Origin of the sequence: Massilia orientalis (genome assembly GCF_030411975.2) — a bacterium.
Classification (GTDB): Bacteria; Pseudomonadota; Gammaproteobacteria; order Burkholderiales; family Burkholderiaceae_D; genus Telluria; species Telluria orientalis.
Map to the genome: position 1 here is coordinate 118,722 of NZ_JASNRB020000015.1, position 22,508 is coordinate 141,229.

17 protein-coding genes are annotated in these 22,508 nt (G+C 66.4%); 14 read left to right on the plus strand and 3 right to left on the minus strand.

Translation table 11 applies throughout. The features are described 5' to 3' along the window. The first annotated feature begins 66 nt into the window (after positions 1-66). The 4 genes from QPK29_RS22915 to QPK29_RS22930 are packed head-to-tail and all read left to right on the plus strand — an operon-like array spanning position 67 to position 7,115. Positions 67-1,698, plus strand: a complete 1,632-nt coding sequence (locus QPK29_RS22915; RefSeq protein WP_371771233.1) for an alpha-L-fucosidase — start codon at positions 67-69, stop codon at positions 1,696-1,698. Positions 1,699-1,700: 2 nt separating this feature from the next. Further along, on the plus strand, positions 1,701-3,695 hold the full coding sequence (locus QPK29_RS22920) for a glycoside hydrolase family 97 protein (protein ID WP_371771234.1): 1,995 nt from the start codon (positions 1,701-1,703) through the stop codon (positions 3,693-3,695). After that, a complete protein-coding gene (locus tag QPK29_RS22925; protein ID WP_371771235.1) occupies positions 3,692-6,172 on the plus strand; it encodes a glycoside hydrolase family 31 protein in 2,481 nt (826 codons plus the stop codon). Before QPK29_RS22920 ends, QPK29_RS22925 begins: the two co-directional genes overlap by 4 nt. Positions 6,173-6,191: 19 nt before the next feature. Further along, entirely contained in the window at positions 6,192-7,115 is a 924-nt protein-coding gene (locus QPK29_RS22930; protein WP_371771236.1) for an alpha/beta hydrolase, read from the plus strand. Positions 7,116-7,237: 122 nt separating this feature from the next. On the opposite strand, the gene QPK29_RS22935 is transcribed toward QPK29_RS22930, so the two are convergent. Beyond that, entirely contained in the window at positions 7,238-9,352 is a 2,115-nt protein-coding gene (locus tag QPK29_RS22935; RefSeq protein ID WP_371771237.1) for a beta-galactosidase, read from the minus strand. 315 nt (positions 9,353-9,667) lie between these two features. Here QPK29_RS22935 and QPK29_RS22940 point away from each other — a divergent pair, with 315 nt between their 5' ends. From QPK29_RS22940 to QPK29_RS22950, 3 genes are all read left to right on the plus strand, one after another. Further along, complete coding sequence (locus tag QPK29_RS22940; RefSeq protein ID WP_371771238.1) at positions 9,668-10,870, plus strand: helix-turn-helix domain-containing protein; 1,203 nt, start codon at positions 9,668-9,670, stop codon at positions 10,868-10,870. A gap of 387 nt (positions 10,871-11,257) precedes the next feature. Continuing rightward, positions 11,258-12,448 carry a XylR family transcriptional regulator gene (locus QPK29_RS22945; protein ID WP_371771239.1) on the plus strand — a complete coding sequence of 397 codons (1,191 nt, stop codon included), beginning with the start codon at positions 11,258-11,260 and terminating at the stop codon, positions 12,446-12,448. A gap of 103 nt (positions 12,449-12,551) precedes the next feature. Continuing rightward, complete coding sequence (locus QPK29_RS22950; protein WP_371771240.1) at positions 12,552-13,418, plus strand: aldose epimerase family protein; 867 nt, start codon at positions 12,552-12,554, stop codon at positions 13,416-13,418. 37 nt (positions 13,419-13,455) lie between these two features. Here QPK29_RS22950 and icmH read toward each other — a convergent pair whose 3' ends face one another. Together icmH and tssK are read right to left on the minus strand one after the other, a co-directional pair. Further along, the gene (icmH, locus tag QPK29_RS22955; RefSeq protein WP_056125835.1) at positions 13,456-14,220 is read right to left on the minus strand and encodes a type IVB secretion system protein IcmH/DotU; all 765 of its coding nucleotides are present in this window, start codon (positions 14,218-14,220) and stop codon (positions 13,456-13,458) included. Between the two features lie 16 nt (positions 14,221-14,236). Continuing rightward, the gene (gene tssK / locus QPK29_RS22960; RefSeq protein WP_371771241.1) at positions 14,237-15,586 is read right to left on the minus strand and encodes a type VI secretion system baseplate subunit TssK; all 1,350 of its coding nucleotides are present in this window, start codon (positions 15,584-15,586) and stop codon (positions 14,237-14,239) included. A 348-nt stretch (positions 15,587-15,934) separates the two neighbouring features. Here tssK and QPK29_RS22965 point away from each other — a divergent pair, with 348 nt between their 5' ends. From QPK29_RS22965 to tssG, 7 genes are read left to right on the plus strand one after another with little or no spacing between them, the layout of a single operon-like run. Next, positions 15,935-16,516 carry an outer membrane protein assembly factor BamD gene (locus QPK29_RS22965; protein ID WP_400189834.1) on the plus strand — a complete coding sequence of 194 codons (582 nt, stop codon included), beginning with the start codon at positions 15,935-15,937 and terminating at the stop codon, positions 16,514-16,516. 27 nt (positions 16,517-16,543) lie between these two features. Beyond that, positions 16,544-17,047, plus strand: coding sequence for a type VI secretion system contractile sheath small subunit (gene tssB / locus QPK29_RS22970; RefSeq protein ID WP_056125843.1), 504 nt, complete (start codon positions 16,544-16,546; stop codon positions 17,045-17,047). 2 nt (positions 17,048-17,049) lie between these two features. Beyond that, the gene (gene tssC, locus QPK29_RS22975) at positions 17,050-18,537 is read left to right on the plus strand and encodes a type VI secretion system contractile sheath large subunit (protein ID WP_056125845.1); all 1,488 of its coding nucleotides are present in this window, start codon (positions 17,050-17,052) and stop codon (positions 18,535-18,537) included. Between the two features lie 50 nt (positions 18,538-18,587). Then, positions 18,588-19,082: an Hcp family type VI secretion system effector gene (locus QPK29_RS22980; RefSeq protein WP_056125847.1), complete on the plus strand. Its 495-nt coding sequence runs from the start codon at positions 18,588-18,590 to the stop codon at positions 19,080-19,082. A 15-nt stretch (positions 19,083-19,097) separates the two neighbouring features. Further along, positions 19,098-19,592, plus strand: coding sequence for a type VI secretion system baseplate subunit TssE (gene tssE / locus QPK29_RS22985; protein WP_056125849.1), 495 nt, complete (start codon positions 19,098-19,100; stop codon positions 19,590-19,592). A gap of 1 nt (position 19,593) precedes the next feature. Next, entirely contained in the window at positions 19,594-21,435 is a 1,842-nt protein-coding gene (gene tssF / locus QPK29_RS22990) for a type VI secretion system baseplate subunit TssF (RefSeq protein WP_371771243.1), read from the plus strand. Beyond that, the gene (gene tssG / locus QPK29_RS22995) at positions 21,399-22,481 is read left to right on the plus strand and encodes a type VI secretion system baseplate subunit TssG (RefSeq protein ID WP_371771244.1); all 1,083 of its coding nucleotides are present in this window, start codon (positions 21,399-21,401) and stop codon (positions 22,479-22,481) included. The genes tssF and tssG overlap by 37 nt, the downstream gene beginning before the upstream one ends. Positions 22,482-22,508: the final 27 nt, after the last annotated feature.

Genomic DNA, 22,508 nt, shown 5'->3' on the forward strand with positions numbered 1-22,508 from the left:
CACCATCCCGTGGATAGTCGAAGAGCCGCCCCTCGAGCGGCCGTCACCCACCTTGGAAAGAAACCGATGAAACGACGTGAACTCCTGCAGCATATGGCGGCCGCCATCCCGGCGCTCGCCGTGTCCCCGTATGCCGGCGCCGCCGGCGCCCGCGTGCCGATGGCCACCGGTCCGTTCGAACCGACCTGGCCCTCGCTGTCGAAATACGAAACCCCGGACTGGTTCCGCAACGCGAAGTTCGGCATCTGGGCGCACTGGGGCCCGCAATGCGAGCCGGAACACGGCGACTGGTACGCGCGCGGCATGTACGAGGAGGGCAGCGACCACTATAAATACCACGTCGCGAAATACGGTCACCCGTCGAAGTTCGGCTTCAAGGACGTGATCCATCGGTGGAAGGCGCAGCGCTGGAATCCGGACGAACTCGTGGGCCTGTACAAGAAGGCGGGCGCCAGGTACTTCGTCGCACTGGCGAACCACCACGACAACTTCGACCTGTACAAGAGCCGCTACCAGCCGGAGTGGAATTCGACGAAGCTGGGCCCGGGCAAGGACCTGGTCGGCGGCTGGCGCGACGCGGCACGCAAGCACGGCCTGCGCTTCGGCGTGTCCGTGCACGCGGCCCACGCATGGAACTGGTACGAGACGGCGCAGGGCGCCGACAAGACTGGCCCGCTGGCCGGCGTGCCGTACGACGGCCGCCTGAAGAAGGCCGACGGCAAGGGCCAGTGGTGGAACGGGCTGGATCCGCAGGCGCTGTACGCGCAGAACCACCCGCTCAGCAAGGACGGCGGCAGCACCGACCAGCGCTGGGCATGGGGCGGCGGCGTGCTCCCGCCGGACAAGGCGTATGCGGACAAGCTGTACAACCGCACCGTCGACCTGCTCGACAACTACGACCCGGATCTCGTGTATTACGACGACACCGTGCTGCCCCTGTATCCGGTCAGCGACATCGGCATGCGCCTGGCCGCGCACATGTACAACCGCAGCGCCGCGAAGCACGGCAAGGTTCAAGCCGTCGTCAACGGCAAGATCCTCGACGAGGTGCAGCGCAAGTCGATGGTGTGGGACATCGAGCGCGGCCAGAGCCCGCGCATCGAACCGCTGCCGTGGCAGACCTGCACCTGCATCGGCAGCTGGCACTATGACCGCCGCATCTACGACAACAAGGCGTACAAGAGCGCACAGACGGTCGTGCACACGCTGATCGACATCGTCAGCAAGAACGGCAACCTGCTGCTGTCCGTGCCCGTGCGCGGCGACGGCACGATCGACGAGCAGGAACGCGCCATCGTCGAGGAAATCGGGCGCTGGATGGCCGTCAACGGCGAAGGCATCTACGATTCGCGTCCGTGGGCGCTGTACGGCGAAGGACCGGTGGCGGAGGCGGCCGCGGCGCCGATGTCCGGCCCCGGCTTCAACGAAGGCAAGGGCAAGCCGTTCTCCGGCGCCGACATCCGCTTCACGGCCGGCAAGGACGCCGTGTACGCGTTCGTGATGGGCTGGCCGGACAACGGCACCGTGACCATCAAGTCGATGCGCGCGGGCGGCGAGCACCTCAAGAAGGCCGTGTCCCGCGTCGAACTCGTGGGCGGCGGCGCGCTCGCGTTCCGCCAGACGGCCGAGGGCCTGCAGGTCACGCTGCCGCGCGAACGCGCCGCACTGCCATATGCCATCACGCTGAAAGTCGCCTGAACATGAAACACGTACACCTGATCCCGGCGCTCGTCGCCGTTGCCGCCGCCCTGCCGGCGCACGCCGCCGCGCCGTACACGGTCGTCTCGCCCGACCACCGCACCCGCATCGAACTCACCGCCGCCGACGGCAAGCTGGAGTACACGGTCATCCGCGACGGCGTCACGGTGATCGCACAATCGCCCCTCGGCCTGGGCACGACCGAGGGCGCGCTGGACGGCACCACCCTGCGCGTCACCGGCGTCGAGAACAAGACCGTCGACGAGACGTGGCGCCCGGTCGCCGGCAAGGCATCCAGCGTCGCGGACCGCTACAGCCAGGTCGAGCTGCAACTGGCCGGCAAGGACAAGCCGGTCAAGGTCAACCTCGTCGCCCGCGCCTACGACGACGGCGTCGCGTTCCGCTACGTGCTGCCGCGTCAGCAGGTGGCCGACCTGGGCATCAACGGCGAGGCCACGCGCTTCGACTTTCCGGCCGACTACCGCTGCTGGGGTTTCAATCCGGGCCGCTTCGACAGCTCGCACGAGGGCGAGTTCGATCCCGTGCCGGCATCGACGATCCGGCCGCACCACACGTTCGACGCACCGCTCGTGTGCAAGACGGGCAACAAGAAGACCACGTTCGCCATCGCCGAAGCGGACAAGCGCGGCTATGCCGGCGCGTATTATTCCGGCCGCGGCGACGGTGGCCTGGGCGTCGCGGTCGTGCTGGCGCCGCGTTACGACGGCGACGTGCAGGTGCAAGGCCCGGCCGTGCGCGCGACGCTGGCCGACGCGCCGCTCGCCACGCCGTGGCGCGTGGTGATGGTGGCCGACACGCCGGGCGGCCTGACGCAATCCAGCCTGATCGCGACGCTGGGCAGCCCGTCGACGATCGCGGACACCAGCTGGATCAAACCGGGCAAGGCATCGTGGGACTGGTGGAACGGCTGGGCCGTCGACATGCCGGGCGCGGGCGTCAACACCGCGACCTATAAAGCCTATACCGACTTCGCGGCCAGCCTGGGCCTCGACTACATCCTGATCGACGAAGGCTGGTACGAGGGCAGCTCCGAGAAGCCGCTGCCGTCCAATCCTTTGAAGCCCATCCCCGCGATGGACATGCAGGCCATCATCAAGTACGCGAAGCAGAAGAACATCGGCGTGTGGGTCTGGCTGCAGTGGAAGCAGCTCGACCGCCAGATGGACGACGCGTTCGCGCTGTACGAATCGTGGGGCATCAAGGGCGTCAAGGTCGACTTCATGGACCGCACCGACCAGGACATGGTGGACTTCTACCACAAGATCCTGTCGAAGGCCGCGAAGCACCACCTGATGGTGGACCTGCACGGCGCGTATCCGCCGGACGGCCTCACGCGCACCTATCCGAACTACATGACGCAGGAAGGCGTGATGGGCGCCGAGTACAACAAGTGGAGCGCGCGCGTCACGGCGACCCACAACGTGACCCTGCCGTTCACGCGCATGATCCTCGGTCCGATCGACTACACGCCGGGCGGCTTCCGCTCGATCGCGGCGAAGGACTTCATGGGCCAGCGCCGCAACGTCAAGCCGTTCGTGCAGACGACGCGCGGCCAGGCCGTCGCGATGTACGTCGTGTACGATTCGCCGTTCGGCATGGTGGCCGACAGCCCGGACGCCTACCGCAACGCGGACGGCACCTGGGCCGACGGCGCGACGTTCATCGGCGCCGTGCCGACCACGTGGGACGAGACGCGCGTGCTGGACGGCGACATCGGCCAGTACATCGTGACCGCCCGCCGCAAGGGCAACACGTGGTACATTGGCGCGATGACGAACGAATCTGCACGCACGGTCGACCTGCCGCTGGACTTCCTGGCGCCGGGCGCGAATTATTCGGCCGCGATCCTGGAAGACGGCAAGGACCGCAATCACCTGGCTGCGCGTAACGCACGCGTGACGGGCAAGAGCCGCCTCAAGCTCAAGCTGGCCGGTTCCGGCGGTGCCGTCGTCACGTTGACACAAGCGTCACAATGAGCCGCGCAACGATGCGGCGGCCGCTGCGGGCCGCGCTGGCGGCATCCGTGCTGTTGCTGTGCCGGGACGCCGCGTTCGCGGCGATCCGGGACGTGCGCGAGTCCGGCAGCGGCATCGAATACCGGGTAGACGACACCCGCGTGAAGGTCGATTTCGTCACCGACCGCATCGTGCACGTCACGGCGACGCGCAACGGAGACTGGTCGACATCCGCCCACCTCATGCGGGCGCCGGTCGCCGGCAGGCCGGGGGCGATCGCGGCCAGCGACGAGGGCGGGGCCCGCATCCTGCGTTCGGCGCAGGTGGGCGTCGCCGTGGACCGGACGACGGGCGCGCTCGCGTTCCGCAACGCGGCCGGCGCGGTACTGCTGCGCGAGGACGACGCGGCGCCCCGTGCGTTCGAGCGGGTGGCCGTGTTCAAGTCGACGCCCGATCCCGCCACGGTGTCCACCGTCAAGACGGTCGACGGGGACCGGCAGGTGGCCACCAAATACGTGCAATCGAAGGACCGCGACGCCTGGAAGGCGACGGCGGGGTTTCGCCTGGGCGACGACGAGGCGCTGTACGGCCTGGGTTTCGACGAGACGGCGGACCTGAACCTGCGCGGCAAGACGAAGCGCCTGTACCAGCACAACCTGCGCATCGCCATCCCGTTCGTCGTGTCGACGCGCGGCTACGGCGTGCTGTTCGACACGTACAGCGCCATGACGTTCGCGGACGGGAAGACGGGCATGTCCATGACGAGCGACGTGGTGGACGATCTCGATTACTACTTCATCCTCGGGCCGTCGATGGATGGCGCGGTGGAAGGCTACCGCGAGCTGACGGGCGCCGCGACGATGCTGCCGCGCTGGGCGTACGGCTACGTGCAGTCGAAGGAACGCTACAAGACGCAGGACGAAGTCGTCGAGACGGTGAAGGCATTCCGCCAGCGCCGCATCCCGCTCGACCTCATCGTGCAGGACTGGAATTACTGGGCGCCGGACCACTGGGGCAGCCCGGTGCCGGAAGCGGCGCGCTATCCCGATATCGCCGCGATGACGAAGGCCGTGCACGCCGAGAACGCGCACGTGATGATCTCGATCTGGCCGAATCCGAGCCCGCTCGATGGGCCCGGCAAGGAACTGAAGGAGGGCGGCTACCTGAGCGGCGGCACGCCGTACGTCGATTTCTTCCGGCCGGAAGCGGCCGACGTTTATTTCCGCAACGTGTGGCAATACCTGGGTCGGCACGGCATCGACGCTTGGTGGTGCGACTCGACCGAGCCGGAAGTCGCCGACTGGACGTGGGATGCGAAGCGTTCGGGGCGCGCGGACGACGTCAACGTCGACGGCCTGGCGCGCGTCATGGATCCGCAATACCTGAACGCCTACGCGCTCGTCGACGCCCAGCATTTCATGCGCAACTGGCGCAGGCAGGCGCCCGGCAAGCGCCTCGTGAACCTGACGCGGTCCGCCTATCCCGGCAGCCAGGCCGCGGGGGCCGTCGCATGGACCGGCGACATCTCGGCCACGTGGTCCGTGTTCGCGCAACAGGCCGCGGCGGTCCAGAGTTACAGCGCGTCGGGCAACCCGTACGTCACGTTCGACGTCGGTGGGTTCTTCGTCGCCCGCGGCCGGCCCTGGTTCATGGCCGGCGACTTCGACCAGGGCGCCGCCGACCTGGGCTACCGCGAGCTGTACACGCGCTGGCTGCAGCTCGGCGCGTTCCTCCCCATGTTCCGCAGCCACGGCACCGACACGCCGCGCGAGCCGTGGCACTTCGGCGCGTCGGGCACGCCGTTCCACGACGCCATCGTGGATGCCATCCGGCTGCGCTACCGCCTGCTGCCGGCGATTTATTCGCAGGCCGGCCTCGTGCACCTGCGCGGCGCATCGTTCATCCGCCCGGTGGCGTTCGCGTTCCCTCAAGACCAGCGCACGCACGACCTCAAGTCGCAGATGTTGTTCGGCGACGGCATCATGGTGAGCCCCGTGACGACGCCGATGTATTTCGCGCCCGGCTCCAGGCCGATCGACGGCGCGGCGCGCACCCGCGACGTGTATCTGCCGGCGGGCACGTGGTTCGATTTCTGGACCGGCGAGCGGCTGGCCGGCGGCCGTACGGTCGCGGCGGCCGCGCCGATCGACCGCATGCCGGTGCACGTCCGGGCGGGCAGCATCGTCCCGCTGGGGCCTGTCGTGCAATATGCGTCGGAACGGCTCGATGCGCCGATCGAATTGCGGATCTACCCGGGGGCCGACGGCGACTACACGTATTACGAGGACGCGGGCGAGGGGTGGGGCTATGAGCGCGGCGAATACGCGCTCACCGGCATGCACTGGGACGACGCGGCACGCAATCTGACGATCACGCAGCGCCGCGGCGGGTTCCCCGGCATGAAGGCGCGGCGCCGGTTCAAGGTCGTCATCGTCGGCCAGCAGGGCAAGGCGGCCGATCTCGTGTACGATGGCCGGGCCGTGACAATCCAACAATAATCCATTCAGGAACCGAGACATGAAGATTCAGTTTGCCGCCGCCCTGGCGGTCGCCCTGCTGTGCACCGCCGCCCAGGCGCAGGACACCGACGTCAACGCCAAGGTCAACGCAGAAACGGCGCGCGCCAACTTCGCGCGCACGATCGTCCTTGCAGCGGACGACGTGCGCGCGTTCGCGCCGCCGCCCGCCGGATTCGCGGATGCGCAGCCGGGCCGCGCGCAAGGGAAGGTGGAGACGTTCACGTACGCGTCCAGCGTCACCAACAAGCGCCGCACGGCGAACGTCTGGCTGCCGCCCGGTTACGACAAGTCGCACCGCTACCCGGTGCTGTACCTGTTGCACGGCATCGGCGGCAACCAGGACGAGTGGCGCGGCTATGTGCGCGCGCAGGACGTCCTCGACAACCTCACGGCCGCCGGCAAGATCGTGCCGATGATCGTCGTGATGCCGAACGGCCGTGCGCTGGCGGACGACCGCTCGCCGCCGGAGAACAAGGTGTTCACGCCGGAAAACGCGGCCGGCTTCGCGCGCTTCGAGCGCGACCTGCTGGATTCGCTGATTCCCGCCGTCGACGCCGCGTATCCGACCTTGAAGGACAGCGCGCACCGGGCGATCGGCGGCCTGTCGATGGGCGGCGGGCAGGCGCTGAATTTCGGCCTGGGGCATCCGGAAGCGTTCAACTGGGTGGCGGGCTTCTCGCCGGCGCCGAACACGGAAGCGCCCGCGAAGCTGGCGGGCGAGGCGGCACAGGCGAAGGGCAAGCTGAAACTGGTGTATCTGTCGTGCGGCAACCGCGATGGCCTGATCAACGTCGCGCAGGGCGTGCACCGCCAGCTGCGCGAGCAGGGCGTCGCCCACGTGTGGAACGTGGACGGGTATGGGCATGACCGGGACAGCTGGGCGGAAAACCTGTATCACTACGCCCAGCTGCTCTTCCGTTAAGGAGCGTCGTAGAACCTGCTGCGCGTTGCACTGTTGCCCTGCGATGCTCGCTGTACTACTCGTACAGCTGCGCTTCTCGGACAACATTGCTGCCGCTCGCGACGGTTTTCCGAGTCTCCTTTTCAGTTCTCTTCGACGATCGCGAGATCCCACGGCGCCAGCGTGACGGTCTCGTCGCCTTTGACGGCGCGGGACGTCAGCAGGTCCGTGCCGGTCTTGTGGCGGTACGTGAACGTCGCGGGATTGCCCGAGTAGTTGAAGTAATACCGGATCGTCTTGCCGAACCGGTTCACGCCCGTGCGCGCCTGGATGTGCGACGGCAGTTGCTGGTCCGGTCCGATCAGGCCTTTCTCCTGCAGCACGGATTGCAGCACGGCCTTCTGCAGCTTGTCCGACAAATACGTGCCCTCGTAGACGGCCTTGCCCGCGCCGAACTGGTTCGCGGTGATGGCCGGCCAGCGCCCGAAGAACGGGTGGTCGTACCAGGCGAGCGCCTTCGCCGTATCCAGCTGCAGGAATTCGGCCCAGTGGCGCACCTTGTTGTCGTCGCCGGCCTGGAACGGGTCGCCCTTCAGCGCGAGCGGCTGCGCGAGGTTCGAGAATTCCTGGTAGTGGAAGCCGAGCACCTGGCGCAGCGGGCCCGGGGCCATCGTCCAGCGCACCGCGGCGTTCTCGTTCGCGAAGCCGCTCTTGAAGCCCATCACGACGTGGCCGCCCTTGCGTACGAACTCGGCGATCCGCTGCAGCAGCGCGTCGTCCGCGATGTACAGCGACGGCACCACCAGGACCTTGTACGCGGACAGGTCGGCCGTGTCCGGGAACACGAAGTCGGTGCCGACGTTCAGGTCGTACAGCGCGCGGTGGATCTGGCGCACTTCCGAGCCGTAGTCGGCGTGGCTAGCAGCCGAGCCCCATTGCGACTGCTTCGCGAACGGCATGTCGTTGATCGCATTGAGCGAATCGCGGCTCCACAGGATCGCGACGTCGTTGCGGATGCGCAGGTCGACGAGGCGCTGGCCGATCTTCTGCAGTTCCTTGCCGGTGCGGCTCATTTCCGCGTAGGCGCGGTTCGGCTCCAGGTCGTGCGAGAGGACGCCTTTCCAGTACGTCTCCTGGTTCGCGTGGATCGACGCCCAGTGCCAGTATTCGACCATGTTGGCGCCGTTGGACAGATGCGTGTAGACGTCCTGGCGGAACTGGCCGTCGTACGGCGGGTACTGGAACGAGGAGCTCCAGTCGGTCGTCTGCGCGTTCGTTTCCGTGACGAGGAAGTTGCCGCGCTTGAGCGAGCGCGTGAAGTCGCCGTCGAGCTTCTGGGCGGCGCCGTTGTACTGGTCCTGCGTGCCCCAGTGGTAGATGTTCACGCCGGCGACGTCGAGCTTCTGCGCGACGGCGCTTTCATTGACGTCGCCGTGCAGCGCGCCGGCGAAATCGTGCGTGACGAACTGGCGCGGGCCCGCGCATTCGCGCACGAGCTGCGCCTGCCAGTGCAGGAAGTCCGTCACGCGCATCTGGCTCCAGCGCGACCATTCCAGCTTGTAGCCCGTGCTCTGGGCGCCGTCCGGCCGGGGCAGGTCGGTCCACGAATGCAGGTCCTGGCCCCAGTAGTTCAGGAACCAGGCGCGGCTGAGGTTTTCCGGCGTGCCGAATTTCTTTTCCAGGTAGTGCTGGAAGCGGATGAAGACGTCGTCGTTGGCGGCGCCGTAGCTGCCCGTCTCGTTGTCGACCTGCCAGCCGATGACGTTCGGGTTGTCCTTGTAGTGCGCGGCGATGCGGCGGATCAGGCGCTCCGCGTAGAAGCGGTAGGCGGGGGCGTCCGTGTTCATGTTCTGGCGCATGCCGTACGTGTTCTTCGCGCCGTTGAACTTGGTCGCCAGGATTTCCGGATGCTGGCGCGCCATCCACGCGGGGATCGAATAGGTGGGCGTGCCCATGATGACCTTGATGCCGGCCTTGCCCATCGCGTCGACGACGCGGTCCATCCACGCCGTCTCGAAGCGGCCGTCCTCCGGCTCCCACAGGCTCCATGTCGATTCGCCCAGGCGCACGACGTTGAAGCCGGCCGCCTTGATCATCTGGACGTCCTTGTCCAGCCGCTCGTAGGGCATGTATTCGTGATAGTACGCCGCGCCGTACAGGACGGTCGGGAGGTCCGGCTGGGCCGCCGCCGCGGGGGCGCACGCGCCGCCTGCGAGTGCGCACGCCAGCGCGAGTGGGAGGAGTCTCCGAGGGAACATTCGTAGCCTTTCTTATGGATACAGGTCTGGATAGTCATGCATTCTGACGTGTCGGGGCAGGGTCGGGCAATTACGAAATTCGCTTCCTGCCATACGATTTGTCACAGGTGTCGAGGCTGGGCAATTTCGTATGGGGTGCTGGCATTTTTCACAATTGCGGCGGCGCGTCATGGCTTCCACAATAGCTGGGTAGTCTCCTACCGCCTGGCATGGTAGGTTTTATGGGGCGGCTCTGGGCCGCCCCTTTTTTTGCCTTCGTATTGACCGGGCTGTTATGATCGGAGCGATCGAAGATCACTCAACGGCCGTACGACCATGCAAGAGTTTTACAAGAAGTCGCTGCTCTTTCTGATCGCGCTGCTGGTCGTGGATGCGCTGCTCGCGGCCTTGTTCATTTTCCTGAGCCAGCCGACCTATACGCTGTCGCCGGCGCTCCGGGACGGCATCCGCTGGGACCCCGTCGCCGTGTCCGACAAGGAGTTGGGCGGCACGTCGGCAGTCAGTCTGCGCAGTGCGGGACCCGGCGCGGTATCCTTCGACTACCGCCTGACGCACGACGGCAAGTTTCCGTTTGCCGGCACCCGGTTCATGGCCAAGGACGCGAAGGGCAACCTGGCCACGGTCGACCTGCGGGGATACGAGACCATCACGTTCACCGCGCGCTGCTCGCCCGCCTATCCGATGTTGCTGGGCATGACCGTGTTCGACGACAAGGTCTCGGTCCCGGGCCAGTACATCACCTACCGGTCGCCCGGTACGTTCTTTCCTTGTAACGAGCAGGGGGTGCCCGTGTCCATCGACATCCGGCGGCTGACCGTCCCCGACTGGTGGCTGTCGATGATGAAGCTGCCGCTGGCGTCCAAGGATTACCAGCTCGACAAGGTGGCGCAGTTTTCCTTCGGTTCGAGTTCGCGAACGCCATTCGACCGCGATGCGCACGTCGACATCAGCAATATCAAATTGCACAGGCAGGATTACCGGTATATCGTCGCGCTCGCCGTGATTCTCGGGACGGGCTGGATTATGTTCGGCATCTGGTTTTTCCGGACCCATACGCGCACCCTGGCGGCCAGCCTGAGTTCCAGATTGAAAAAGGATTTACCGCTGGTCGCTTATCGCCAATTAACCCTGCAACCCTATCGGGACGAGGAAATGGCGACGGTCCTTAAATTCATTGCGACGAATTACACGAATCCCGAACTGGACCTGGAAAGCGTGGTGGCCGGCACCGGTGCCAACCGGAATAAAGTGAATGACCTGCTGAAAACGGAACTCGGCATGACATTCACCGGTTATGTGAATAAATTGCGGCTGACCGAAGCGGCGCGCCTGCTCACGGAAAAAAGCACCGCGACCGTGGCGGAAATCGCTTATTCGGTCGGCTATGCCAACGTGTCGTATTTCAACCGTTTGTTCAAGGAAGAGTACGGTTGCACGCCGAAGGCATTCAGGACGCTGGCACCCGACCAGCCGTCCATCGACGCCGAGCCGCGTCCAAAAAAGGTGGGAAACGGCTGATCCAGCCTTCCACTCCCTGCAGAACTGATCGTACTTTTTGCACGGTGAAAGAAATCCACTTGCTGACGTTATAGGCGCCCCGGGGTGGGGTCCTATTCTTGAGCTGAAGGGGCGCCGCCACCGGCACCCCGGCCAAGCTACGAGGAACCATCCCATGACTGCGCATGTCCCGTGCCCAACCCATTCCAGCCGCGCGCTCGCAACGAGCGCATTGTCCCGGCGCCTGGAACACATCATCCATTGTTTGACCCGATGCGCCGGGCATGGTCCTGCCTGATCTCCTTGTTGCTGCGTTATCTGTTTACCGAGCTGTTTACTAAACATGCCATACCGGGCCCGTTCGGCCCGGAAACAAAATAAAAATAGTTTCACAGGGAGACGACAACAGTGAAAACGACGAAAGCCTATCGGATAGCGCTGCTATTCAACGGAAACAAAACCTTCGATCGCGAAGTGATTGCCGGAATTGCCGGCCATTTGGGCGGTACGCGCGTGGCCTGGGATTTATTTCTGGAAGAAGATTTCCGCCTGCGCCTGAATGGAATGGATCGCTGGCAGGGCGATGGCGTCATCGCCGATTTCGACGACCCGGCCGTCGTCCGGGCATTATCCGGCTGCACGGTGCCGGTGGTCGGCGTCGGCGGTTCCTATGGGAACGAGGACGCGTATCCGCCCGGCGTGCCCTATGTCGCGACCGATAATTTCAAGCTGGTCAAGCTGGCGCGCGACCACCTGATCGACGTCGGCCTGCAGCGCTTTGCCATGTTCAGCCTGCCCGAGACGCAGGAAAGCCGCTGGGCGCAGGAGCGCGAGTGCGCGTTCCGCACCCTGATGGCCGACGACCGGATGGAAGCGGAGATCTTCCGCGGCTGCGAGACCAGCGCGGCGTCGTGGGACGCGGCGGTGCAGGGCCAGATCGACTGGCTGCGCAGCCTGCCCAAGCCGGTGGGCGTCATCGCGGTCACGGACGCGCGCGCGCGCCAGCTGCTGCAGGCCTGCGCGATCGCCGGCATCTCGGTGCCGGAGCAGGTGGCGCTGATCGGTATCGACAACGACCCCCTCGTGCGCATGCTGACCCGCATCCCGCTCAGTTCCGTGATCCAGGGCGCGCACGAGATGGGCCGCACGGCGGCGCACCTGCTGGAGCAGATGCTGCACGGCGTGCGCCTGTCGAACACGCGCATCCTCGTGCCGCCGGCCGGCATCAACGTCCTCGCGTCGAGCCGCTACCAGGCCGTCAAGCATCCGCACGTGATGCGGGCCTGCCACTATATCCGCCAGTACGCGTGCCAGGGCATCAAGACGCACCAGGTGGCGGAGTACGTCGGCGTGTCGCGCTCCTCGCTGGAAGTCTATTTCCGCCAGGAGCTGGGTTGCAGCGTGCACGACATGATCCTCAAGTCGAAGCTGGAAGCGGCCAAGGCTGGGCTGGAAAGCGGCGAACGCAGCATCGCGGACGTGGCGCTGGGCTGCGGGTTCACGTCTACGCAGTACATGCACCTCGTGTTCAAGCGCGAACTCGGCTGCACGCCGCGCGCGTGGCGCGACCGGGCACTGGGGGAACGCACCGCGGCGTAGCATCGGCGAGAATCGTTCGGCCCGTTGGTGAATTTCGCAATTGAAACACCGTGCGCGGGCCGGGAGAATGGCTTCATATCGGAAATCGGGAAGCCAGACTGCAATGACGATCCACCTCATACCGGGCGCCCCGGCCGTAGCGGCCGGCGAACGCTCGTTCATGCTCGAGAACGCGGCCGGCATGACCGTGACGATCGCCGAACGGGGCGCGCAATTGCGTGCCTGGGTCGCGCCGGACCGTTACGGCCGCATGGCCGATGTCGTGCAGCCGGACGTCGAGGGCATCCCGTCCGGCGGCCGCGCCGCGCGCTGGGAGGGGCGGCAGGCGAACGGCGTCGTGTCGCTGGCGCTCATCGCGGGCGGCGACGGGGCGGGGATGCTCGTGCATTACCGCCTGGACGACGAGGGCGCCCTGTCGATCGAGTACCAGGCCGTGGCCGGCGTGCCGATCCCGCTCGCGTCGCTGGCGCATCCTTCCTTCAATCTCTCCGGCAGCCTGGCCGACGTGGGCGACCACATGGTGCAGATCGACGCCGACTATTTCGAGGAAACGGGGTCCGCCGGCACGCCCGCCGGCGTGGCCGCAGTGGGCGGGACGGCCTTCGACTTCCGCCAGGCCGCCGCCATCGGCCCGCGCCTGCACTGGACCGACACCCAGCTGCAGCGGGCCGGCGGCTTCGATCACTGCTTCTGCGTCCGCAACCACTTCGCCGGCGGCCAGGGGCAGCTGCGCGAAGTGGCCCGCGTGTTCGACCCGGCCTCCGGGCGCCGCCTGCAGCTCCACACGACCGAGGCGGCCGTGCGGTTCAGCAGCGGCGCAGGCGTCGCCGGCCAGCCGCGCCTGGACGCGTTCCGCGTCGAAGCCCAGGCGCGGCCCGGCCTCATGAGCGCAGCGTGGCCGCGCGTGATGCTGCATCCGGGGCAGGTGTACCGGCAGACGACGGTCTACCGGTTGTCGTTGCAGGCATGATGTTGCGTAGGGCGGGCACCCCGGGCCGGCGCGAACGTCACGGCAGCGTGATCGTGAGATTCGCCGCCCGCGGCGCCATCTTGACGACGTCGCTGTACGCATTCATGCGCGCCTCGCTCGTGTGCCCGAGCGACGTGCGCAGTCCCACGTAGCCCAGCACGCAGATCAGGCCGAACACCGAGTACAGCACCCACAGCGGCAGGTCGCTGCGCAGCTTGTGGCGGATCTGGTCGGGACGTTCCGCGTGCGGCGCGAAGCCGCCGCGCTTTCCCTTCATGTGCGCGATCTCGTCGCCCAGGCGCGACGTCAGGTAGTTCAGCTTTTCCGTCCCCTCCAGGATGTAGCGGCCCTGGAAGCCGAGCAGGAGGCACATGTGGAAGACTTCGAGCGCTTCCACGTGGGCGCTGCCGCGCGCGCGCAGCTGTTCCAGGCGCTCGAAGAAGTGTTCGCCCGCGAGCTGGTCGCCGAACAGCTGCAGCTGCAGCGGGCGGCGTTCCCACGCGTCGCGGATCGTGAAGTGCGAGCGCAGGATGATCTCGTCGACCGCGGCGCAGAACGCGTATTTCGCGGCGTCGACGTCGTCCGGCGACGCGTTGTGCTTGCGCGCGTTGCGGCCGAAGTCGTCGAGGAATTGCGTCATCTTGCGCGCGAACGCGGCGTCGTCCTGCGGGCCGTTGCCGTTCTTGAGCATGAACAGGGCGTAGAAGCCGTCGTACATCAGGTCCAGCAGCGTCTGCGGCGCCGCCGGCGCGGTCGCCGGGGTGCCGGCGGCCATGAGGGAAGGTGCGGTTGCGGTGGTCATGGAAGGTCTCTCGGGTTCAGGAGGTCACGGCGACGAGGTCGGGCTTCACGTCCGCCATGCTGCCGGGGACGTAGATCGAGATCGACTGCGCCTGCAGCATGCGCTCGTACATCTGGCCTTTCGCCTCGATGGCGAAGTAGACGGCGTCCGGCCGCACCGGCACGGCGGCCGGCACCTGCGGCGCGTGCACGAGCCGCACGCCGGGCATCGCGGACAGCACGAATTTTTCCACGTCGTCCGGCGCGCCGATCTTCAGCCGCAGCGGCACCACGTCCACCAGTTCGCTGGCCGGCAGGTCGCCGGACACGGCCAGGTAGAACGTGGTCTTGTCGTCGATTTTTTCCGAGTCCAGCATGCCGTGCCAGTACGACGGTTTCACTTCGCGCAGCGCGATGGCGAAGTAGCGCGACGAGATCACGGTGTCGAGCAGTTCGCGGATGATCTGGTGCAGCGTCGCGAACGCGGGGCCGGGGTCGGCGTGCTGGTACGGCGGCAGGTCGGCCAGGGTCCAGCTCTTCGAGAACGTCATCAGGCTGCCCGCCAGCGACAGCAGTTGTTCGTACAGCCGCTCCGGATGCAGCGCCGGATTGTGGAAGTAGTGCGACAGGCTCGCGCACGCCGTGCTGGCCGTGTGCAGCAGCCAGAACGACGACATGTCGCCCGAGCGGAACTCGATCACGTGCCGGCTCGGTTCGCGGTGGTGGCCGTACAGTGCACTGACCTTCGCCTGCAGCGCATCCACCAGCCGGCGCAGCTGCAGGAACAGCAGAGGCGCGCTCCTGATCGTCAGGCTGGGCGGCACGAACGAGCCATCGGGCTCGAACCCGCCGGTGGCCGCGCGGCGCAGGCGCAGCACGGGCACGTGCACGTAGGCGTCCAGCGGCTCGCCGTCCGACACGAGGCGCACCGTCTTGCGCAGATACGTCAGCTGCGCGCTCGCGGCCTGCGTGTACAGGTCCGGCGTGTCGCGGTCCAGCTGCGCGAAGCGTGCGGTGTGCGCGCCGTCGCCGTCGGTCCGGTGGCCGCTGAAGTTCGCGCCGTACGGCTTGAAGCTGGGCAGGGCGGCGTGCCACGTCACGGTCTGCACGGATTGCGGCAGCTGGCTCAGGTCGACGGCGTCCGGCAGGTCGTCGCCGCCCGGCGCGGAATACAGCTCGCCGTCGGGAAAACGCACCGACAGTTCGAGCAGGCGCAGCGCGTCGTTAGCCAGCGCGTCGCGGTCGACCTGGACCGCGACGACGCCCCAGGCATACGGATGCAGCAGGCCCGCCGTGCGGTGCAGCCGATCCTCATGGTACTGGTCCTGTTGCTGGAAATGCTGGGGGCGGAGGAACAATCCTTCGCCCCATAAGATTTTGCCGCTCATGCGTTGGTTATCCCCTGGCGCTGCTGAAAATGAAAATGGCAGAACAGTAACATTTCTTACGGAAACGTAGCGCACGATTATGACACAAATTTTCTTTGTGATAATTCGTGATATTTCTTTGGCATAACGTGAGATGCCGTCAGGTTACAAGGAAAATCATTGGGAAATAGTGGAAATTGGTGAGCATTTCACTCGTCAGAGACCCGCGTACGATTGTAAATAAAATTGAGGTTGATCAATAAAACAATTCTGATACTATAAAAAAAGTTTTACAAAGTTAATACCAAGGCATCACTTAGTTCACCCTTTGCGAGGACCCGCATGACCCCTGCATTTCCCGTTGGCCGCTTGAGCCGTTTCGTTGGCGCCGCCGCCTGCGCCATCCTTCTTTCCGCTTGCGCGACGACGAAGCCGGAGCTGGCCGAGAAGCCGCCCGCGCCCACGATGGACGAGCTGCTCGCCAAGGCCACCGAGGCCAGCACGGCCGGCCGCAAGGAAGACGCGGTCACGCTGTGGAGGGAAGCGGCCGCCGCCTACCCGGCCGACAAGGCGCCGTGGTCCAGCATCGCCCAGACCCGCTACGACGCCGGCCAGTACGGCGAAGCGATCGTCAGTGCCCAGGAAGTGCTGGTGCGCGATCCGAACGACCGCCTGGCCAACAGCATCATCGCCATCAGCGGCCTGCGCCTGTCGACGCGTGCCCTGGCCGACCTGAGCCGCCAGAACAACCTGTCCGGCTCGATCAAGACCGAGTCGCAGGACCTGGCCAAGCTGCTGCGCGAGAGCCTGGGCGAGCAGATCCTCGTGCCGGCGCCGGTGCCGGCCACGCCGCCGGCAAAAGCCGTCGCGAAGGGCCGCGCCAGGTCGAGGGCGAAACAGGCGGTCGCCGCCGGCGCGTCCGGCGCCGATCCGTTCGGCGCACTGAAATAACGTCCGAAACAACCACAGGGGAATCCCATGTCCAGAAATTCCAGCGTGCAGAAAAAACTGCAGAAAATCCGCCCGCCGCGCGTGCAAATGACGTACGACGTCGAGATCGGCGATGCGATCGAGAACAAGGAGCTGCCGCTGGTCGTCGGCGTCGTCGGCGATTTCGGCGGCAACTCCGAAGTCCCGCAAAAGCGCCTGAAGGAGCGCAGCTTCGTCGGCATCGACCGCGACAACTTCGACGAAGTCATGAAGGGCGTCGAACCCCGCGCCACCTACCGCGTGAACAACGAACTCACGGGCGAGGGCGGCCAGTTCGCCGTCGACCTCACGTTCCGCTCGATGGACGACTTCCGTCCCGAGTCGGTCGTGAACCAGGTCGAGCCGCTGAAGAAGCTGCTCGAGGCCCGCACGAAGCTGGCCGACCTGCGCAACAAGCTGGCCGGCAACGACAAGCTCGAAGACCTGCTCAACGACGTGTTGAACAGCACCGAAACCCTGGCCAAGCTGGGCCAGCCGACGACGAAAGAGTGATCATGTCCGCACTCCAGAACGCGGCCCTCGCGGCCGACACTTCCCTCGCACCCGAGGCCGACCTGCTCGACCAGATCGTCGAGCAGAGCAAGGTGGCGAAATCCAGCGCCGAGCATGCGCGCGCCCGCGACCTGATCGCGGAACTGGTCAACCAGGTCATGGACGGCACGGTCGTCGTGTCCGACAACCTGGCCGCCACCATCGACGCCCGCGTGGCGGAGCTGGACCGCCTGATCTCCGCGCAGCTGTCGGCCGTGATGCACGCGCCGGAATTCCAGAAGCTGGAGTCCAGCTGGACGGGCCTGAACTACCTCGTCACCAACACGGCGACGGGTCCGAACCTGAAGGTCAAGATGCTCAACGCGACCAAGCGCGAGCTGGTGAAGGACTTCCAGAGCGCCATCGAGTTCGACCAGAGCACCATGTTCCGCAAGGTCTACGAAGAAGAATTCGGCACCTTCGGCGGCGCGCCGTTCGGGGCGCTGCTGGGCGACTTCGAGATCACGCGCCAGCCGGAAGACATGTACTTCATCGAGCAGATGTCGCACGTGGCGGCCGCCGCGCACGCGCCGTTCATCTCGGCCGCGTCGCCCGAGCTGTTCGGCCTCGAAAGCTATTCCGACCTCGGCAAGCCGCGCGACCTGTCGAAGATCTTCGACACCGTCGAATACGCGAAGTGGAAGGCGTTCCGCGAATCGGAAGACGCACGCTACGTGGGTCTCACCTTGCCGCGCTTCCTCGGCCGCCTGCCGTACAACCCGGCCGACGGCGCCACCACGGAAGGCTTCAACTACGTCGAGGACGTGGACGGCACCGACCACCACAAATACCTGTGGTGCAACGCGGCCTACGCGTTCGGCACCAAGCTGACGGGCGCGTTCGAGGACTACGGCTGGTGCGCGGCGATCCGCGGCGTGGAAGGCGGCGGCCTCGTGGAAAACCTGCCGACGCACACGTTCAAGACGGACGAAGGCGAGATCGCGCTGAAATGCCCGACCGAGATCGCCATCACCGACCGCCGCGAAAAAGAGCTGTCGGACCTCGGCTTCATCTCGCTCGTGCACTGCAAGAACACGGACTACGCGGCCTTCTTCGGCGCGCAGTCGGCGCAGAAGGCGCGCAAGTACGCGAGCGACGCCGCCAACGCGAACGCCGTGCTGTCGGCCCAGCTGCAATACATCTTCGCCGTCTCGCGCATCGCCCACTACATGAAGGCCATGATGCGCGACAAGATCGGCAGCTTCGCCGCCGCGGCTAACGTCGAGGACTTCCTGAACCGCTGGCTCACGCAGTACGTCCTGCTGGACGACAACGCGAGCCAGGAGCAGAAGGCGCAGTTCCCGCTGCGCGAAGCGAGCGTGCAGGTGCAGGAAGTGCCGGGCCGTCCGGGTGTCTACCGTGCCGTCTCGTTCCTGCGTCCGCACTTCCAGCTCGACGAACTGTCCGTGTCGCTGCGCCTCGTCGCGGAACTGCCGGCATCGGCCACCTGATCAACTTTGTAGTCCCCCCGTATCAACTGAACTGAAAGGAAAAACACAACATGGCAATCGACGTCTACCTGCAAATCGACGGCATCAAAGGCGAGTCCGCCGACACTGCACACAAGGACTGGATCGAAGTCAAGAGCGTCCAGTGGGAAGTCCTGCAACCGAAATCGGCCACCGCGTCGACCGGCGGCGGCCACACCGCCGAGCGCACCGAGCACAAGGACATCGTCGTCTCGAAGCTGGCCGACCTGGCCACCCCGATCCTGCTGCAGACCTGCTCGTCGGGCAAGACCATCCCGAAAGCGAAGTTCGAGTTCCTGCGCGCCGACGGCCAGGGCGAGCGCGTCAAGTACTTCGAGATCGAACTGGAGAACGTCCTGATCTCCAGCGTGTCGCCGTCCGTCGAGCAGGGCAACATCCTGACCGAAGACGTGTCGATCAAGTACTCCAAGGTGAAATGGAAGTACACCCAGCAGAAGGTCAACGGCGGCACGGGCGGTAACACGTCGGGCGGCTGGGACCTGTCGGCCAACAAGATCGCGGCCTGATAGCGCGCCGGCACGATGTCCGCCAAAGGATTCATGCCGGGCCTGTTCGATCGCCTGATCGACCGTCCTGGCCAGGCCCAGACGGGCACCGTGCCGCGCGTCTCGCTCGAGGAAATGAAGGATTCGGTGGCGCGCGACCTGGAGGCGCTGCTGAATACCCGCGCCGTGATGCCGGAAGATGCATTCCGGCGCTTTCCCGAATGCGCGCGTTCCATCGTCGCGTACGGCCTGCACGATTTCGCGGGCCTGTCGCTGTCGAGCACCGACGACCGCGCCTTCATCTGCCGCAGCCTGGAAGCGGCGATCGCGCGCCACGAACCGCGCCTGCGCAACGTGCAGGCCAGGCTCGAACTGCGCGACGATGCCGTCAACCGCCTGAATTTTTCGATCACCGCGCTGATGGTCGTGAGCGCGGCGCACGAGCCGGTCAACTTCGACGCCGTGCTGCAGCCCTCCAGCCAGCATTACACCATCAGCAAGGCCCGCCGTGCGGCGGCGCCGGGAGCCTGAGTTGGACCAGTTATTACCGTATTACGAGCAGGAGCTCGGTTTCCTGCGCCGCCATTCGCGCGAATTCTCCGAGCGCTACCCCAGGATCGCCGGCAAGCTGCTCATCGGCGGCGAAGTGTGCGAAGACCCGCACATCGAACGCATGATCGAATCGTTCGCGCTGCTGAATTCCCGCATCGCCAAGCGCCTCGACGACGACTACCCCGAATTCACCGAAGCGCTGCTCGACGTCCTGTACCCGCACTACCTGCGCCCGTTCCCGTCCTGCTCGATCGCGCGCATGGATTTCGGCGGCGCCGCCGCGCAGCCCGGCGCCGCCGGCGAGATCCCGCGCGGCACGCAGCTCGCGACGCGCCCCGTGCGCGGCGCGCCGTGCACGTTCCGCACCGCCTACCCCGTGACGGTGGCGCCGCTGGACCTGGCGCGCGCCCGCTTCGACGCCATCCTCGACGCGCCCGACGCCGTGCGCCCGCCGCCGCAGGCGACGTCGAAGCTGTCGATCACCTTGGGCGCCACGGGCGCGAATCCGATCGCGGGCCTGAAGCTGGCGAGCCTGCGCGTGTTCATCGACGGCGAACCGTCGTTCTGCGCCGCACTGCGCGACGCGCTGTTCATGCGCGGCGTGTGCGCGTACGCGGAGGCCGACGGCAACGGGCGCTGGGTCCCGCTGGCCAAGATTCCGCTGCAGCCGGCCGGCTTCGGCGACGACGAGTCGCTGATCGATTTTCCGGCCCGATCGCACACGGCGTACCGCCTGCTCACCGAATATTTCTGCTTTCCCGAGAAGTTCAACTTCTTCGACATCGACCTGGCCGCATTGACGGCCGCGCTGCCGGCGGGGACGCGCACCATCACGTTGCACCTGGCCTTGAGCGGCCTGCGCGCCGATTCGAACGCGGCGCGCATGCTCGGCACCCTGTCCGCCACGAACCTGCTGCTGGGCTGCACGCCGGTGGTGAATCTGTTCCGCCAGCGCGGGGAACCGATCCGCCTGACGCACACGACGGCCAGCTATCCGGTGCTGGCGGACGCGCGCCGCGCCTTCGCGTTCGAGGTGCAAGCGATCGACAGCGTGCGGCTCGTGCGCCAGACGCCGCAGGGCGAATCCATCGTGGAATTCCGGCCGTTCTATTCGCTGCGCCACGGCCAGATGCCCGACAAGAGCGGCCATTACTGGATCATGCGGCGCGACCCGCTGCTGGCCGAACGCAGCCCCGGCTACGAAACCCAGATCTCCCTCGTCGACATCGATTTCGACCCGGCCGAGGTGGAGACGGACACGCTGAGCATCGAGCTCACGTGCACCAACCGCGACCTGCCCGCGCTGCTGTCGTACGGCGTGCGCGGCGGCGACCTGTTCATCGAGGGCGGATCGACGGTGCAGTCGATCAGCTTCCTGCGCAAGCCCACGCCGTCGTACCGCTTCGAGCGCGGACGCGGCGCGCACTGGCGCCTGATCTCGCACCTGTCGCTGAATCACCTGTCGCTGTCGGGCGGCGGCATCGCCGCGTTCCGCGAGATGCTCACCCTGTACGACCTGCCGCGCTCACCGTCGACGCAGCGCCAGATCGGCGGCATCCTCGCCGTCGAGCACCGGCCCGCGACGGCATGGCTGCCGGGGAATCCGTTCGCCTGCATGGTGCGCGGCATCGAGGTGCGGCTGACGATCGACGAGGAAGCGTTCGTCGGCAGCGGCGTCGACGCGTTCGCCCACATCGTCGAACGCTTCCTCGGCCTGTACGTGCACGCCAACAGCTTCACGCAGCTCGTGATCATTTCCAACAAGACCGGAGGAGAGCTGCTGCGATGCACGCCCCGAAGCGGCGATTTGAGCCTGCTGTAATCGAGCGGCTGTTCGCGCAGCCGTACCGCTTCCAGTATTTCCAGGCCGTGCGCATGATCGAGCTGTGGCTGCGCAAGCGCGGCATGGCGGAAGAGGGCGCATTGGCGAACTTCCTGCGGTTTACCAATTCGACCTCGCTCGCCTTCCCGGCCAGCGAGATCGAGGCGCTGCACGCGGAACCGCGCACGGTCGCGCCGAACAGCGCCGCGCTGGCCGCCGCTTTGCAGTCGCAGGAGCTGAAGTACGTGCGCCTGACGCCCACGTTCATGGGCTTGCTGGGTTCGAGCGGCGCCTTGCCCGCCCATTACACGGAACGCGTGGCCGCGCAGCAGATCGCCGAACGGGACGACGGCCCGCGCGCCTTCCTCGACACGTTCTCGACCCGCACGCTGGCCCTGTTCTACGAGGCGTGGCGCAAGTACCGGCTGGAGCTGAAATATGGCGGCCGCAAGGACGGCTTCCTGCCGCTGCTGTTGTCGCTGGCCGGCATGGGCCACACGACGCTGCGGCGGCGCCTGTCCGACCATGGCGACGGCGTGCTGGATGAAACCGTCGCCTACTTCGCCACCGCGATGCGCCAGCGGCCCGCGTCCAGCTCTCAGATCGCGCGCGTACTGTCCGAATATTTCGGACAAAACGTGCGCGCCGAACAGTTCATCGGCCGCTGGTACGACGTGCCGGCCACGCAGCAGACCGCGCTGGGCCTCGGCAACGCCACGCTGGGCGGCGGCGCCATGGCCGGCACGCGCGTGTGGCAGCGCGACCTGCGCCTGCGCCTCGTCATCGGCCCGCTGGACCTGCCGACCTACGAAGCCTTCCTGCCGGGCGGCCGCGCGGCGCGCGCGCTGGGCAACATGGTGACCATGTTCACGGGGCTGTCGCTCGAATACGAGGTGCAGCTCGTGCTGCGTGCGGCCGACGTGCGGGGCAGCACGCTGGCTGGCACACGGACGGCCGGCGCACGCCTTGGCTGGGACGGCTTCCTCGTCGACGGCCCCCAAATACAAGACCGCGCCGACGTGCGCTATGAGATTCACGCAAACTAAGACATGCCAACTGAAAGAGGACACGCG